We start from the raw sequence: 14569 nt of genomic DNA on the forward strand, positions 1-14569 counted from the left end.
GGCTGTCAGCCACACTCTTTGTGGCTGATGCACCGCTATCGGGAGCAAGCCCCCTCCCACCTGTATTTTTTGCAGTGCCTGTCAGCCGAGGTTTTTGCCTAAGAGGGCGTGGTACAGCTCACTGTCACCCAGGATGCCCACCACCTTGTTGTTGTCATGCAACACCAGCTTGTTGCCGGTCTGGTAGCGAATCTGCAGCGCATCGCGCATGCCGATATTGGAATCCACCAGCGTCGGCACCCGCTCCAGACTTTCCACCGCCTGGCCCGGTGCCCAGTTCTGCAGATTCATCACCACACCGTTCTGGCGTGCGCCCTGGATGGTATTGCCTTCGGCCAGGTCCAGCCACGAGTCGCCGCCCGGGTCCAGGCATACCGAGCCGTTGACGCGCGTGCAGTTGTCGAGCGTGCGCATCAGGCTGCGACCGCACAGCACGTTCAGCGGGTTGGTGTGTGCGACGAAAGTGCGCACATAGTCATCGGCCGGGTTCAGCACGATCTCCTCGGGCACGCTGTACTGGATGATCTTGCCGTCTTTCATGATCGCGATGCGGCTGCCCAGTTTGAGAGCCTCATCCAGGTCGTGGCTGACGAACACGATGGTCTTGTTCAGCTTGCGCTGCAGTTCCAGCAGTTCATCCTGCAAGCCTTGGCGGATCAGCGGGTCGAGGGCGGAGAAGGGTTCGTCCATCAGCAGGATGTCGGCGTCCATCGCCAGCGCACGGGCCAGGCCCACGCGTTGCTGCATGCCGCCCGACAGCTCGTCCGGCTTCTTGTTGCGCCATTGGGTCAGGCCCACCAGTTCGAGTTTTTCATCCACCAGCTTGCGTCGTTCTTTCTCCGGGCGACCCTGCATTTCCAGGCCGAAGCTGATGTTTTCGCGCACCGTCAGCCAGGGCATCAGGGCGAACTTCTGGAACACCATGGCAATGCGTTGGGTGCGCATCATCTTCAGCTCGGCGGGTGTGCACGAGGCGATATCGATCTGGCGGCCTTCATGCTCGACGAACAACTGGCCACGGCTCACGGTGTTGAGGCCGTTGATGCAGCGCAGCAGGCTCGACTTGCCGGAACCGGACAGGCCCATCAGCACGCAGATTTCGCCTTTCTGGATGTCCAGGCTGGCGTTTTCCACGCCGACGATCTGCCCGGTCTTTTTCAGGATTTCGTTGCGGCTCATGCCCTGGTCCAGCAGCTTGAGCGCTTCGCGTGGGTCTTTGGAGAAGATCACGTCGACCTTGTCGAATCGGATAATGCTCATGCATCACCCCCTGCTTTGGCTTCGGGTTGTTTGCAGATGCGGTCGAGCATGATGGCCAGCAACACGATCGCCAGGCCAGCTTCAAAGCCCAGGGCGATATCGGCGGTGTTCAGTGCGTTGACCACCGGCTTGCCGAGGCCGTCGGCGCCCACCAGGGCGGCGATCACCACCATCGACAACGACAGCATGATGCATTGGGTAATGCCGGCGGCAATGCTCGGCATGGCGTGCGGCAGTTCAATGCGCGAGAGCAACTGACGGCGCGAGCAGCCGAAGGCCTTGCCAGCGTCCATCAACTCTTGCGGTACATCGCGGATGCCCAGGTAGGTCAGCCGGATGGGCGCGGCAATCGCGAACACCACCGTGGAGATCAAACCAGGCACCACACCCAGCCCGAAGAGGGTCAGGGTAGGGATGAGGTAGACGAAGGTCGGTACGGTCTGCATCAGATCGAGTACCGGCCGCATCATGGTGTAGAACATCGGCTTGTGCGCGGCAACAATGCCCAGCGGCACGCCGATGACCACGCAGACCAGGGTGGCGAACAGCACCTGCGCGAGGGTTTCCATGGTTTCCTGCCAGTACCCCAGGTTGAGGATCAGCAGGAAGGAGACGATGACGAAAACAGTCAGTCCCCATTTGCGTTGAATAAAGTGAGCCAGCAGCGCAATCAGACCGATCAATGCCAGTGGATTGAACCAGGTCAGCGCGAACGTCACGCCGTGGATCATCGTTTCCAGTGTCGATGCGATTGCGTCGAAGTAGTTGGCACCGTGTTCGGTCAACCATTCGACGAAGGCAGCGATGTACTGGCCTAGTGGGATTTTCTGTTCAGTCAGCATGGTAGTGAATGTCCACATGCGAAGGGGAAAACATCCCGGGCCAGCGCACCGGCCCGGGGTCAGCGGAGGTTACTTGGCGAGGTAAGCTTTAACGGCGTCGAGCCCGGGTTTGCCATCAACGGTGGTGACACCGGCGAGCCAGGTATCGAGGACTTGCGGGTTGGCTTTGAGCCAGGCTTTGGCGGCGGCGTCGGGCTTCTGTTTGTCGTCCAGAACCTTGCCCATCAGGGTGCTTTCCATGTCGAGGCTGAACACCAGGTTTTTCAGCAATTGGCCCACGTTGCTGCATTCCTGGGTGTAGCCCTTGCGGGTGTTGGTGTAGATGGTGGCCTGGCCGTAGTTGGGGCCGAATGAATCATCACCCCCGGTCAGGTACTTCATCTTGAAGCGGGTGTTCATCGGGTGCGGTTCCCAGCCGAGGAACACGATGGCCTTGTCGCGCCGGGCTGCGCGTTCCACCTGCGAAAGCATTCCCGCTTCGCTGGATTCAACGACTTTGAAACCAGCGGTCTTGAGGCCGAAGGCGTCTTTGTCGATCAAGGTCTGAATGGTGCGGTTGCCGTCATTGCCTGGCTCGATGCCGTAGATCTTGCCGTCCAGCTCGTCCTTGAATTTGGCGATATCGGCGAAGTCTTTCAGGCCCTTGTTGTACAGCGCTTCCGGCACGGCCAGGGTGTATTTGGCGTTCTCCAGGTTGGCGCGTACGGTTTCCACGGTGCCGGCATCACGGTACTGCTTGATGTCGTTTTCCATGGTCGGCATCCAGTTGCCGAGGAAGATGTCCATGTTCTTGCCGTCGGCCAGCGACTTGTAGGTCACAGGTACCGAAATCATCGTGGTGCGCGGCTTGTAGCCCAGACCCTTGAGAATTTCGCTGGTGGTCGCGGTGGTGACGGTAATGTCGGTCCAGCCGACATCGGAGAAGTTGACGGTCTTGCACTGTTCCGGTTCTGCAGCGTGAGTCATGACGGGCAGACTCAGCATGGCGGCCAACAACAACGAGGGTGAAGCTTTCATAGGGCTAGACTCCTGTTTTTTCTGGCGGCAATCGCCGCGCTTTATAAGTGTTGCGGTTGGAGCGTGCGATGCCGCTTTGGCACGGTGCCTTGCAAACGAGTCGGGACTGATCATGTACCAGTGAAAATCTGACGCCTACAGGGGGCGTCGTATCCAGTACAGGGAGGGTCGTATCCAGTATTGGTGACGTCGCTTACAGATTTTTCCCAAGGCAAAACCGCAGTTTTCAACCTTGCACACCGCAAAAACGGCCAAAACAGACGATTGCACGCAGGCGACGCTGGTGAGCATGGTTGCGTCGGTGTGAGACGCCGTGACGGCGGATAAAAGCCGGATGATGCCGCCATCTGGGCGCTCTGAGCGTAGCAGCTCCCTGGTGTCCGATTTGTGTCCACCGAGGAGTTTCACGTTAATGGCTATCAGTGTTTTCGACCTGTTCAAGATCGGCATCGGGCCTTCGAGTTCTCACACCGTCGGCCCCATGCGCGCCGCGGCGTTGTTCGTTCAGACATTGCGTGAACGTGACCTGTTGGAACAGGTTTGCCGCGTTGAAGTTCAGCTGTACGGGTCATTGTCGGCCACCGGCATCGGTCACGGCAGCGACACCGCCACCGTCATGGGCCTGATGGGCGAGTGGCCGGACGCCATCGATCCGTCGCAGATTGGCATCCGCATCGCCACCCTGCGCGAAACCGACACACTGCTGCTCGACGGGCGTTTGCCGGTGCCTTTCGTGTGGGCGCGAGACATGCGCCTGCTCGACGAAAACCTGCCGTTCCACCCCAACGCCATGACCCTGGTGGTGTTTGACCAGCGCGGTGAACTGCACCGAGACACCTACTACTCGGTGGGTGGCGGTTTTGTGGTGGATGAGGCCCAGGCGCAAAGCGGCGTGGCCGACATGGACCGCACCGAGCTGCCCTATGATTTTTCCAGCGCGGCCGAGTTGTTGCAGTTGTGCAAGACCCACAACCTGCGCGTCGCCGAACTGATGCTGGCCAACGAAAAGGTGTGGCGCTCCGAAGAGGAAATCCGCAGTGGCCTGATGAAGCTGTGGCGCGCCATGCAGGACTGCGTGGAGCAAGGTCTCAAGCACGAAGGCATCCTGCCTGGCGGTCTGAACGTGCGGCGCCGTGCAGCCAGGTTGCACCGCAGCCTTCAGGAGCTGGGCAAGCCGAATGTGATCGGCTCGACCCTGAGCGCCATGGAGTGGGTCAACCTGTTCGCCCTGGCGGTCAACGAAGAGAACGCCGCCGGCGGCCGCATGGTCACTGCCCCCACCAACGGCGCGGCGGGGATCATTCCGGCGGTGTTGCATTACTTCATGAAATTCAGCGAAGACGTCACCGAATCCAACGTGGTCGACTACATGCTCGGTGCCGCGGCGGTGGGGATTCTGTGCAAGAAGAACGCGTCGATTTCCGGCGCCGAAGTCGGTTGCCAGGGCGAGGTGGGTTCTGCGTGCGCCATGGCGGCGGCGGGGCTGGCGGAGATTCTTGGCGCGACCCCGGAGCAACTGTGCAACGCCGCCGAAATCGGCCTGGAACACAACCTCGGCCTGACCTGCGACCCGGTCGGTGGCCTGGTGCAAGTGCCGTGCATCGAACGCAATGCGATTGCCGCGGTGAAAGCGATCAACGCGGCGCAGATGGCCCTGCGGGGTGACGGTCAGCACTTTATCTCCCTGGACCGGGTAATCCGCACCATGCGCGATACCGGTGCGGACATGCATGACAAGTACAAGGAAACGTCGCGCGGTGGCCTGGCGGTCAGCGCGGTTGAGTGTTGAGTCAATGATGCCCTCATCGCAGGCAAGCCAGCTCCCACATTTGAAATGCGTATTTCTGTGGGAGCTGGCTTGCCTGCGATAGCGGTGGTTCAAACAAAGCTGCTCATAAAGTGAACACCCGAACCCAAAAGCGCCACCTTTTAGCGCGTCGCAAACAGATAAGTAGCCAGCGAACGATTTCCCCCTCCAGCACCCGTCATCCGCGCATGGGGTTACAGACTTCTCCTACGCCCGCAAAGCGCCTTCCCACAAGTGCTACCGATCTGCTCACCCCATTTGAACGAGCGCCTTTTTCGGCTCTATCCCGTACTCCCCGCGTGGGCTTATATAGACGCGTCAACAGGTCGTTTTCAGGATTTATTGAATAGGCATTCAAATTCAGGCACGGCATTTGCTCTACCAATTCAAAGCCTCTCTTCTTTATGGATAAAGAGCGCAATAACAAGAGCCTCGCCTGAGGCCACCCACTGCTTTGTGTGAGGAGATACCGCGATGTCGTCGTCCAACTCAGGGGCCCAACCCCAGAACCGTACGCCTCAATCCATCGGCTTTTTGCTGCTGGACAATTTCACGCTGATTTCCCTGGCGTCGGCGGTGGAACCGCTGCGCATGGCCAATCAGCTGTCCGGCCGTGAACTGTATCGCTGGACCACCCTGAGTGCCGACGGCAGCCAGGTGTGGGCCAGCGACGGTCTGCAAATCACGCCCGATGCTTCCATGCACAAAGCCCCGGCCCTGGACACCGTGATTGTGTGCGGCGGCGTGGGCATCCAGCGCACCGTGACACGCGAGCACGTGTCGTGGCTGCAAAGCCAGGCGCGCCAGTCGCGCCGCCTGGGCGCGGTGTGCACCGGCAGTTGGGCACTGGCCTGCGCCGGCTTGCTCGACGGGTTCGATTGCAGCGTGCACTGGGAATGCCTTGCGTCGATGCAGGAAGCCTTCCCGCGCGTTGCCATGAGCACGCGTCTGTTCACCCTCGACCGCAACCGCTTCACCAGCTCCGGCGGCACCGCGCCGCTGGACATGATGCTGCACCTGATCAGCCGCGACCACGGCCGTGAATTGTCGGCCGCTATCTCCGAGATGTTTGTCTACGAACGCATCCGCAACGAACAGGATCACCAGCGCGTGCCGCTCAAGCACATGCTCGGCACCAACCAGCCGAAGCTGCAGGAAATCGTCGCGCTGATGGAAGCCAACCTCGAAGAGCCGATCGACCTGGACGAGCTGGCGGTGTATGTCGCCGTGTCGCGGCGCCAGCTGGAGCGGTTGTTCCAGAAATACCTGCACTGCTCGCCGTCGCGCTACTACCTCAAGCTGCGCCTGATCCGTGCACGGCAGTTGCTCAAGCAAACGCCGATGTCGATCATCGAAGTGGCGTCGGTGTGCGGGTTTGTGTCCACGCCGCATTTTTCCAAGTGCTACCGCGAATACTTCGGCATTCCGCCACGCGATGAGCGCGTCGGTTCCAATACCACCCAGCAGGTCGCGATGCTGCCGATTCCGCAGGCGTTGTTGTCACCGTTGTCGGGGCCGATGTCGGCGTTGAGCCAGGCGCGCAATGAGTCGACGTTTGCCAGTGTAAGGCTGTAGACCGCGTCGCCTGCATCGCAGGCAAGCCAGCTCCCACATTTGACTGTGTTCAAAAATCAAACTGTGGGAGGGGCTTGCTCCCGATAGCGCTCTGTCAGGCGCTGGCGTTCTGTTTGAACTGCATCAAGGCCGGCAACAACTGCTTGTCAATCGCCTGCCTCACCGCCGGCAGGATAGTCGCACTGCCGCCATACATCTGCTCGACCATCCCCTTGAGTGCCTTCGCCCGGGCTTCACTCAAGCCGCGCACCGCACACTCGCAGGCCTGCTCGGCGCTGGCGCCGCTGGACACCTCGAAACCCAGCGAGCGCAGCTGGCTCAGCAGGTCATCCTGGTCAATCAAATCAGCGTGCATCATGACGTTTACCCTGGTTAACGGAGCTGGATTGACTCGGATTCTGGTAGGCCCTCGACCGGTCGGCAAGGGCAGAATGCCCGAATGCCTCGGATGGCTATGAGCGTGTCGCTTTGGGGCCAGGTGCCAGGTCCATGAACCGGCACACTGCACCCAGGCAAGCAGCTTGACGGTTTGGTCACCCTCGGGATGCAGGCTCACACAAGGCACCTCTGCCCCGATCCCGTCACGGCTGGTTCGGGGCTTTTTTTGTTGGCAAACCGATCACCCGGCCCAGCAGGGCAGGCGTGGGAAGGTCTTTCTGCCCGGCGCTGAGCTCCATGAGTCTTGCCAGTGTGGCTTCGCTGAACGGCGTCGCATGCGGGCCAGCCAGGTCGACATGCAGCAGCATCTGTTCGTTGCCGGCCAGTGCTTTTTCCTCTTCGATCAGGTGCAGGCTGTGATAGAGGTGCAGGCGCTTGGCATCAAAAGCGATCAGTTGGGTGTGCACCTGCACCTCGGCGCCGAGTTTGACTTCGTGCAAGTAGTTCAGGTGCAGCTCCAGGGTGAATAACGAGTGACCGCTGGCATCACGGTTGTCGCTGTCCAGACCCAGCGTGTCCATCAACGCGTCGGTGGCGTAGCTGAAAATCAGCAGGTAGAACGCGTCGCGCAAATGGCCGTTGTAGTCCACCCAGGCGGGTTGGATCTTGGTGGTGTAGGTTTTCAGTAGCGGCATGGGCTTTGTACTCGGTCAAAAATGTGGAAGCGGGCTTGCTCGCGAATGCGGTACATCAGTAGCCAATTAGTTGCCTGACACACCGCGTTCGCGAGCAAGCCCGCTCCCACATTGGGTTATTCGGCGAAGGTCATACCGTGTTTTGCCTTGGTGGTTTTCACCGCTTCAAGCACCGCCAGCAGGCAATCATCACGATAGCGCTCCAGCGCCGAAATGCTGTGTTTACCCAATTGATCGCGGGTGCCGTCGACCACATCGTCGATCAGCTTTTCGGTCAATTCCGGCGCGGGCAGGTAGGTCCACGGCAATTGCAGCGCCGGGCCGAACTGCGCCATGAAGTGCCGCATACCGGCATCGCCACCCGCCAGGGTGTAAGTAAGAAACGTGCCCATGAACGACCAGCGCAACCCGGCGCCAAAGCGAATCGCATCGTCGATCTCACCAGTGGTGGCCACGCCGTCATTCACCAGGTGCAGCGCCTCACGCCACAGCGCTTCGAGCAGGCGGTCGGCGATAAACCCGGGGACTTCCTTGCGCACATGCAGCGGGCGCATGCCGAGGCTTTCGTACACCTGAATCGCGGCCTGGATGGCTTCAGGCGCGGTGTTTTTGCCGCCGACCACTTCCACCAGCGGCAGCAGATACACCGGGTTGAACGGGTGCCCAACCACGCAACGCTGCGGGTGGGTCGAGCCCTCGTAGAACTCACTCGGCAACAGGCCCGAGGTGCTGGACCCGATCAATGCATCGGGCCTGGCGGCTGCGCTGATCTTGCTGTGCAGCTCCAGTTTCAACGCCAGGCGTTCCGGGGCGCTTTCCTGGATGAAGTCGGCGTCTTTTACGCAGTCTTCGATAGTGGCGACAAAGCGCAGGCGATCCTGTGACGCACCCGGTGCCAGGCCCTGTTTCTCCAGGGCGCCCCAGGCATTGGCGACGCGTTTGCGCAGGGCGGCTTCTGCGCCGGGCGCCGGGTCCCAGGCCACCACATCGAGGCCGTGGGCCAGGGCGCGGGACACCCAGCCGCTGCCGATAACACCGCTGCCGAGGGCGGCGAAGGTTTTGATTTCAGTGATAAAGCTCATGTCAAATTCCTAAGGCGTTCGGTGATCAATGTGGGAGCTGGCTTGCCTGCGATAGCGGTGTTCCAGTTGAAGTATTCGGTGCAGATGTACCGCTATCGCGGGCAAGCCCGGCTCCCACAGGGTTCTGTGGTGTCTGAGTTAGCCGCGCTTGGTCAGGCCCATCTTGATTCGCCCTTCTGCCGGGGTCATGACACGGGCGCCCAGCCGGCTGAGGATTTCACTCGCGCGTTCCACAAGCTGGCCGTTGGTGGCCAGCACGCCCTTGTCCAGCCACAGGTTGTCTTCCAATCCGACCCGCACATTGCCACCCAGCAACACCGCCTGCGCCGCCATCGGCATCTGCATGCGGCCGATGCCGAAGCCGGCCCACACCGCGTCGGCCGGCAGGTTGTCGACCATGGCTTTCATGGTGGTGGTGTCGGCCGGCGCGCCCCACGGGATGCCCAGGCACAGTTGAAACAGTGGGTTGTCGAGCAGGCCTTCCTTGATCAGTTGCTTGGCGAACCACAGGTGGCCGGTGTCGAAGATCTCAAGCTCTGCCTTGACGCCCAGCTCCTGGATGCGTTTTGCACCCGCGCGCAATTGCGCCGGAGTGGACACGTAAATGGTGTCGCCGTCGCCGAAATTGAGGGTGCCGCAATCCAGGGTGCAGATCTCCGGCAGCAGTTGTTCGACGTGGGCCAGGCGGGTCAACGGGCCGACCAGGTCGGTGTTGGGGCCGAACGCCATCGGATTCTCGCCGCCGCCGATCTCCAGGTCGCCGCCCATGCCGGCGGTGAGGTTGACGATGATGTCGATATCGGCTTCGCGGATGCGCTCCATGACTTCGCGGTACAGCGCCACGTCGCGGCTGAACTTGCCGCTGTGCGGGTCGCGCACGTGACAGTGCACCACCGTGGCGCCGGCCTTGGCGGCCTCCACCGCTGCGGCGGCGATCTGTTTGGGGGTGATCGGCACGTGGGGGCTGCGGCTGGTCGTGTCGCCAGCACCGGTGAGTGCGCAGGTGATGATGACGTCGTGGTTCATGGTGCGGTTCCTTACAGGCGTGGTGGTCCGTTCGCGGTCGAAAGCGACCGCGAAACGGTGATTGCAAACGGGTTATTGACCGGTCAGTTGCAGATTGGCCGCAGCCGGTTTGCCGTCGAAGGTGGTCACGCCTTCGAGCCAGCGTGCCTGGTCCTGCGGGTGGTCCTTGAGCCACTGCCGGGCGGACGCGAGAGGATCCTTGTGATCCAGCAGCGGCTGCATCATCCGGCTCTCGTCGGTGGCGGTGAAGGTCAGGTTAGTCAGCAGCTTGTGCACGTTGGGGCACTGTTGGGCATAGGTCGGCGAGGTGACGGTCCACACGCTTGCCATGCCCTCGTTCGGCCCCAGGGCGTCGTCGCTGCCGCTGAGGTAAGTCATGGCAATGTTGACGTTCATCGGGTGCGGCGCCCAGCCGAAGAACACCACGGCTTCCTTGCGACGCACCGCGCGGTCGACGGCAGCGAGCATGCCGGCTTCGCTGGATTCCACCAGTTGGAACTTGCCCAGGCCGAACTGGTTCTTGGCGATCATCGCCTTGATCTGCGTGTTGGCGCCCGAGCCTGGCTCGATGCCATAGAGCTTGCCGCCCAGTTCTTTTTCGAATTTGGCAATGTCGGCGAAGGTTTTCAGGCCCTTGTCGGCCAGGTACGTCGGCACGGCGAGGGTGGCGCGAGCGTCTTCCAGCGAGGGTTTGTCGAGGACCTTGACCTGCTGGGCGTCAACGAACGGCGTGATGGTCTGGGTCATCAGCGGGTTCCAGTAGCCCAGGAACAGGTCCAGGCGCCGGTCGCGGATGCCGGCGAAGATGATCTGCTGGGAGGCGCTGGTCTGCTTGGTCGTGTAGCCGAGGCCATCGAGCAGCACCTGGGTCATGGCGCTGGTGGCGATCACATCGGTCCAGTTCACCACGCCCATGCGCACGTTCTGGCAGGACGCTGCGTCGGCCGCGAACACGTGGGTACTCAAGAGGGCGCTCAGGGCGAGCGCATAGCGGCTGATCTGTCGTTTCATGGTGGGGGCCTCGGCAGCTCGTTATTGTGGGGGCCGGCGTCTTTGTGCACCGTGACGCCACGTTACGGATCTTCGGCGCGCACAAAACGCACAGCGGCGACCGGTGCTTGCACTGCAGCGACCTACCCCCTTGAAACCGCCCGGCAACGGGAGTATCACAGTGCCATTTAGCCTGCCGACGAGCGCGCCACCATGTCCCAGGATGTCTACTTCTTGCTGATGCCCGGCTTCTCCGCCATCGGCTTCATCTCCGCGCTGGAACCGCTGCGGGTGGCCAACCGCTTTCGCGGCGAGCTGTACCGCTGGCACATACTGAGCGCCGACGGCGGTGCGGTGCTGGCGAGCAACGGCATGTCGGTCAACGCCGACGCCGCGCTGGAACCGCTGAACAAAGGCGCGACGCTGTTGGTGGTGGCCGGCTTCGAACCGCTGCAGTTCGCCACGCCCGCCCTGGAACACTGGCTGCGCCGCCTCGACCATGACGGCGTGACCCTGGGCGCCATCGACACCGGCGCCTGCGTGCTGGCTGAAGCAGGCTTGCTGGACGGTCACCGCGTGACGCTGCACTGGGAAGCCATCGATGCCTTCAAAGAGTCGTACCCGCACCTGAGCGTGACCCAGGAGCTGTTCGAAATCGACCGCCGCCGCATCACCTGCGCCGGCGGCACCGCCTCCATCGACCTGATGCTCGACCTGATCGCCCAGGCCCACTGCCCCGACCTTGCGATCCAGGTCTCCGAACAGTTCGTGCTCGGCCGCATCCGCCCGCGCAAAGACCACCAGCGCATGCAGATCGCCACGCGCTACGGCATCAACAACAAGAAACTGGTGCAGGTCATCGGCGAGATGGAGCAACACACCGAACCGCCGCTGAGCACACTGGCCTTGGCCGAAGCCATCAAGGTGACGCGCCGCCAACTGGAACGCCTGTTTCGCCTGCACCTGAACGATACCCCGAGCAACTTCTACCTCGGCCTGCGCCTGGAAAAAGCCCGGCAACTGCTGCGCCAGAGCGGCATGAGTGTGCTGGAGGTGAGCATTGCGTGCGGGTTTGAGTCGCCGTCGTATTTCACCCGTAGCTACAGAGCGCGGTTTGCCAAGTGCCCAAGAGAGGATCGGCGACGAGAGGTGGTTTGATCATTTTTTAGTCAATTATAGTCGCGACCATAATTTATAGCCGTTTCCATAATTGGGTATAAAAGTGGCCAAATGTGTTGTTGCTTATTTTTTCACCAGGGCAGAGCACGCGGCTTTGTAGGCCTCATGCTGATACTTGTTCAGCGTCGCCGGCAACTCAAAGGTGTGTTTCTTGTTCTGCGCATTGATGGTCTGCGGCGACAGCAGCGTCACCTCAACCCCGTCCAGCAACTGAAACACCCCTTCAATCTTGAACGTGGTCGGGCCACCGGCAAACTCGCCTTTCTTGCTGCGCTTCTTGATCGCGATGCGGCTGATGGCGTTGGCCTGCACAAACGCCTGCACCTGGGCGGCGAAGGCTTTGACGTTGGCGGCTTCATCGTCATCTTCCAGCGCGATTTTCTTGGTGGAGAGGGCCACATGGGTCAGCGCCTGGTTATCCAGTGAGGCGACCGCGATGATGGCTTCGCTGCCTTTGATTTCGATGCCGCAAATAGTCATGAATAGCCCTGGATGAGATCAAGTTGGCGCAGATTGTCGCTTATTCCTGCCCAATCGACTCCAAAAACTCTGACCGTTCATCACTCATCCGCGCCAGGCAATCATTCTGCGCAATCGCATACGCCTTGCTGCCGGTTACCGCCGGGAAGGTGTCCACGGCGCAGTCGGCGTCGCGCAGTTTTTCCCATTTCTGCTGGGCGTCCTTCAGACGGGCGGTAATGTCGGCCAGTTTGGTCTTGTCGCTGCCGTAGGTCGAACCCATGCGATCGAGCAGGCCCTGATAGTTGTCCTTGAGCAATTGCTCGGCGGTGGTCTTGTTGTAGGTGGCGCAGGCCAGGGTCTGCTGGTCGTTTTCGATGCCGTCGCACGGCGTGCTGTCGGTGTCTTCGGCGGCGTGGACGCCGGTTGCGATGAGTGCCAAAGCCAGGAAAATCGATTTCATTGCGCCGTCTCATATCAGGTGATGGCCGGATTCTGGCTCAAGCGTAAGACAAAGAACAGCCGCCAGTCAGGCGTGTCTGTACAGCCTTTGTCGCGGATTGACGCTTTCGGCAATTCCCCTGTCGTTTTTGCACCCGGTCCGTTCAGCCCCGGGGCATATGCTGGCCCCAAAGCGCCGGCAGACGATTCGGCGCATGAATCGCCAAAACAAGGGGACGCCTGATGAGCCCAGCCGAGTTGCACGCCGACAGCATCGTTATCGACGGTCTGATTATTGCCAAGTGGAACCGCGACCTGTTCGAAGACATGCGCAAGGGTGGCCTCACCGCCGCCAACTGCACGGTGTCGGTGTGGGAAGGCTTCCAGGCCACGATCAACAATATCGTGGCCAGCCAGACCCTGATCCGCGAGAACAGCGACCTGGTGATCCCGGTAAAAACCACCGCCGATATCCGTAAAGCCAAGGAGCAGGGCAAGACCGGCATCATCTTCGGCTTCCAGAATGCCCACGCCTTTGAAGACCAACTGGGCTACGTCGAGATCTTCAAGCAGCTCGGCGTGGGTGTGGTGCAGATGTGCTACAACACCCAGAACCTGGTGGGCACCGGCTGCTACGAGCGCGACGGCGGCCTGTCCGGTTTTGGTCGTGAGATCGTCGGCGAGATGAACCGCGTCGGCATCATGTGCGACCTGTCCCACGTCGGCTCCAAGACCAGCGAAGAAGTCATCCTCGAATCGAAAAAACCGGTGTGCTACTCCCACTGCCTGCCGTCCGGCCTTAAAGAGCACCCGCGCAACAAGTCCGATGAAGAACTCAAGTTCATTGCCGACCATGGCGGTTTTGTCGGTGTGACCATGTTCGCGCCGTTCCTGGCCAAGGGCATCGATTCGACCATCGACGACTATGCCGAAGCCATCGAATACACCATGAACATCGTCGGCGAAGACGCCATCGGTATCGGCACCGACTTCACCCAGGGCCACGGCCAGGATTTCTTCGAAATGCTGACCCATGACAAGGGCTACGCCCGCCGCCTGACCAGCTTCGGCAAGATCATCAACCCGCTGGGCATCCGCACCGTGGGCGAATTCCCCAACCTCACCGAGACCCTGCTCAAACGCGGCCACAGCGAACGCGTGGTGCGCAAGATCATGGGCGAGAACTGGGTCAACGTCTTGAAGGACGTCTGGGGCGAATAAGCCAGACACCCACCGGCTACACCACTACGAATTTTTCTGGAGTTAAGTTTCCATGGCCAAGATCGCCCCGCAATTGCCTATCGAAGTCGACAGCGAAACCGGTGTCTGGACCTCCGACGCCCTGCCGATGCTGTACGTGCCGCGTCATTTCTTCGTCAACAACCACATGGGTATCGAAGAAGTGCTGGGCGCCGACGCCTACGCCGAGATCCTTTACAAGGCCGGCTACAAATCCGCCTGGCACTGGTGTGAAAAGGAAGCCGAATGCCACGGCCTGGAAGGCGTCGCCGTGTTCGAGCACTACATGAAGCGCCTGTCGCAACGCGGCTGGGGCCTGTTCAAGATCCAGGACATCGATCTGGACAAAGGCACCGCCAGCGTCAAGCTGGAACACTCGGCCTTCGTCTACGTGTATGGCAAGGTCGGGCGCAAAGTGGACTACATGTTCACCGGCTGGTTTGCCGGCGCCATGGACCAGATCCTGCAAGCCCGTGGCAGCAAGATTCGCACTGTGGCCGAACAAGTCTACGGAGGCTCCGAAGAGGGTCACGAAGATGGCTTGTTCACCGTCAAGCCGTTGTAAGCCGAGGACCGTGC

15 protein-coding genes are annotated in these 14569 nt (G+C 60.9%); 5 read left to right on the plus strand and 10 right to left on the minus strand.

The window, feature by feature from the left end:
- Positions 1 to 81 precede the first annotated feature (81 nt).
- The 3 genes from choV to TU75_RS03065 all read right to left on the minus strand — a co-directional run bounded on the left by choV (position 82) and on the right by TU75_RS03065 (position 3119).
- Positions 82 to 1260 carry a choline ABC transporter ATP-binding protein gene (choV, locus tag TU75_RS03055; protein WP_003234473.1) on the minus strand — a complete coding sequence of 393 codons (1179 nt, stop codon included), beginning with the start codon at positions 1258 to 1260 and terminating at the stop codon, positions 82 to 84.
- Complete coding sequence (choW, locus tag TU75_RS03060) at positions 1257 to 2102, minus strand: choline ABC transporter permease subunit (RefSeq protein ID WP_015373144.1); 846 nt, start codon at positions 2100 to 2102, stop codon at positions 1257 to 1259. Before choW ends, choV begins: the two co-directional genes overlap by 4 nt.
- Before the next feature lie 69 nt (positions 2103 to 2171).
- A complete protein-coding gene (locus TU75_RS03065) occupies positions 2172 to 3119 on the minus strand; it encodes a choline ABC transporter substrate-binding protein (RefSeq protein ID WP_060548166.1) in 948 nt (315 codons plus the stop codon).
- Positions 3120 to 3531: 412 nt separating this feature from the next.
- Here TU75_RS03065 and TU75_RS03070 point away from each other — a divergent pair, with 412 nt between their 5' ends.
- Both TU75_RS03070 and gbdR read left to right on the plus strand, forming a co-directional pair.
- The gene (locus TU75_RS03070) at positions 3532 to 4908 is read left to right on the plus strand and encodes an L-serine ammonia-lyase (protein WP_060548167.1); all 1377 of its coding nucleotides are present in this window, start codon (positions 3532 to 3534) and stop codon (positions 4906 to 4908) included.
- A 492-nt stretch (positions 4909 to 5400) separates the two neighbouring features.
- Positions 5401 to 6501 carry a choline metabolism transcriptional regulator GbdR gene (gbdR, locus tag TU75_RS03075; RefSeq protein ID WP_003234469.1) on the plus strand — a complete coding sequence of 367 codons (1101 nt, stop codon included), beginning with the start codon at positions 5401 to 5403 and terminating at the stop codon, positions 6499 to 6501.
- A 94-nt stretch (positions 6502 to 6595) separates the two neighbouring features.
- Here the strand turns inward: gbdR and TU75_RS03080 are convergent, their stop codons facing one another.
- The 5 genes from TU75_RS03080 to TU75_RS03100 all read right to left on the minus strand — a co-directional run bounded on the left by TU75_RS03080 (position 6596) and on the right by TU75_RS03100 (position 10693).
- On the minus strand, positions 6596 to 6859 hold the full coding sequence (locus TU75_RS03080; RefSeq protein ID WP_003234468.1) for a hypothetical protein: 264 nt from the start codon (positions 6857 to 6859) through the stop codon (positions 6596 to 6598).
- Positions 6860 to 7082: 223 nt separating this feature from the next.
- Positions 7083 to 7574: a thioesterase family protein gene (locus TU75_RS03085; RefSeq protein WP_003234467.1), complete on the minus strand. Its 492-nt coding sequence runs from the start codon at positions 7572 to 7574 to the stop codon at positions 7083 to 7085.
- Between the two features lie 116 nt (positions 7575 to 7690).
- Complete coding sequence (locus TU75_RS03090) at positions 7691 to 8656, minus strand: L-carnitine dehydrogenase (RefSeq protein ID WP_060548168.1); 966 nt, start codon at positions 8654 to 8656, stop codon at positions 7691 to 7693.
- A gap of 138 nt (positions 8657 to 8794) precedes the next feature.
- Positions 8795 to 9682, minus strand: a complete 888-nt coding sequence (gene cdhC / locus TU75_RS03095) for a 3-dehydrocarnitine:acetyl-CoA trimethylamine transferase CdhC (protein ID WP_060548169.1) — start codon at positions 9680 to 9682, stop codon at positions 8795 to 8797.
- Between the two features lie 72 nt (positions 9683 to 9754).
- The gene (locus tag TU75_RS03100) at positions 9755 to 10693 is read right to left on the minus strand and encodes a choline ABC transporter substrate-binding protein (protein ID WP_060548170.1); all 939 of its coding nucleotides are present in this window, start codon (positions 10691 to 10693) and stop codon (positions 9755 to 9757) included.
- Positions 10694 to 10885: 192 nt separating this feature from the next.
- On the opposite strand from TU75_RS03100, the gene TU75_RS03105 reads away from it, so the two are divergent.
- Positions 10886 to 11830, plus strand: a complete 945-nt coding sequence (locus tag TU75_RS03105) for a GlxA family transcriptional regulator (protein ID WP_060548171.1) — start codon at positions 10886 to 10888, stop codon at positions 11828 to 11830.
- A gap of 84 nt (positions 11831 to 11914) precedes the next feature.
- Here the strand turns inward: TU75_RS03105 and TU75_RS03110 are convergent, their stop codons facing one another.
- Positions 11915 to 12331: a DUF3010 family protein gene (locus TU75_RS03110; protein WP_060548172.1), complete on the minus strand. Its 417-nt coding sequence runs from the start codon at positions 12329 to 12331 to the stop codon at positions 11915 to 11917.
- Positions 12332 to 12371: 40 nt separating this feature from the next.
- Entirely contained in the window at positions 12372 to 12773 is a 402-nt protein-coding gene (locus tag TU75_RS03115; RefSeq protein WP_003234461.1) for a lysozyme inhibitor LprI family protein, read from the minus strand.
- Between the two features lie 221 nt (positions 12774 to 12994).
- Here TU75_RS03115 and TU75_RS03120 point away from each other — a divergent pair, with 221 nt between their 5' ends.
- Together TU75_RS03120 and TU75_RS03125 are read left to right on the plus strand one after the other, a co-directional pair.
- Positions 12995 to 13972, plus strand: a complete 978-nt coding sequence (locus TU75_RS03120; RefSeq protein WP_015373138.1) for a dipeptidase — start codon at positions 12995 to 12997, stop codon at positions 13970 to 13972.
- A gap of 52 nt (positions 13973 to 14024) precedes the next feature.
- The gene (locus TU75_RS03125; RefSeq protein WP_003234458.1) at positions 14025 to 14555 is read left to right on the plus strand and encodes a DUF5943 domain-containing protein; all 531 of its coding nucleotides are present in this window, start codon (positions 14025 to 14027) and stop codon (positions 14553 to 14555) included.
- The last annotated feature ends 14 nt before the right edge of the window (positions 14556 to 14569 follow it).

Source organism: Pseudomonas poae, assembly GCF_001439785.1.
Taxonomy (GTDB): Bacteria; Pseudomonadota; Gammaproteobacteria; order Pseudomonadales; family Pseudomonadaceae; genus Aquipseudomonas; species Aquipseudomonas poae.

What these genes read in the sequence shown, in the direction of transcription:
- TU75_RS03110 (WP_060548172.1), bottom strand. Translation starts at nt 12,331, where the DNA reads ATGACTATTTGCGGCATCGAAATCAAAGGCAGCGAAGCCATCATCGCG.
- TU75_RS03115 (WP_003234461.1), bottom strand. Translation starts at nt 12,773, where the DNA reads ATGAAATCGATTTTCCTGGCTTTGGCACTCATCGCAACCGGCGTCCAC.
- TU75_RS03085 (WP_003234467.1), bottom strand. Translation starts at nt 7,574, where the DNA reads ATGCCGCTACTGAAAACCTACACCACCAAGATCCAACCCGCCTGGGTG.
- TU75_RS03120 (WP_015373138.1), top strand. Translation starts at nt 12,995, where the DNA reads ATGAGCCCAGCCGAGTTGCACGCCGACAGCATCGTTATCGACGGTCTG.
- gbdR (WP_003234469.1), top strand. Translation starts at nt 5,401, where the DNA reads ATGTCGTCGTCCAACTCAGGGGCCCAACCCCAGAACCGTACGCCTCAA.
- cdhC (WP_060548169.1), bottom strand. Translation starts at nt 9,682, where the DNA reads ATGAACCACGACGTCATCATCACCTGCGCACTCACCGGTGCTGGCGAC.
- TU75_RS03100 (WP_060548170.1), bottom strand. Translation starts at nt 10,693, where the DNA reads ATGAAACGACAGATCAGCCGCTATGCGCTCGCCCTGAGCGCCCTCTTG.
- TU75_RS03090 (WP_060548168.1), bottom strand. Translation starts at nt 8,656, where the DNA reads ATGAGCTTTATCACTGAAATCAAAACCTTCGCCGCCCTCGGCAGCGGT.
- TU75_RS03065 (WP_060548166.1), bottom strand. Translation starts at nt 3,119, where the DNA reads ATGAAAGCTTCACCCTCGTTGTTGTTGGCCGCCATGCTGAGTCTGCCC.
- choV (WP_003234473.1), bottom strand. Translation starts at nt 1,260, where the DNA reads ATGAGCATTATCCGATTCGACAAGGTCGACGTGATCTTCTCCAAAGAC.
- choW (WP_015373144.1), bottom strand. Translation starts at nt 2,102, where the DNA reads ATGCTGACTGAACAGAAAATCCCACTAGGCCAGTACATCGCTGCCTTC.
- TU75_RS03080 (WP_003234468.1), bottom strand. Translation starts at nt 6,859, where the DNA reads ATGATGCACGCTGATTTGATTGACCAGGATGACCTGCTGAGCCAGCTG.
- TU75_RS03125 (WP_003234458.1), top strand. Translation starts at nt 14,025, where the DNA reads ATGGCCAAGATCGCCCCGCAATTGCCTATCGAAGTCGACAGCGAAACC.
- TU75_RS03105 (WP_060548171.1), top strand. Translation starts at nt 10,886, where the DNA reads ATGTCCCAGGATGTCTACTTCTTGCTGATGCCCGGCTTCTCCGCCATC.
- TU75_RS03070 (WP_060548167.1), top strand. Translation starts at nt 3,532, where the DNA reads ATGGCTATCAGTGTTTTCGACCTGTTCAAGATCGGCATCGGGCCTTCG.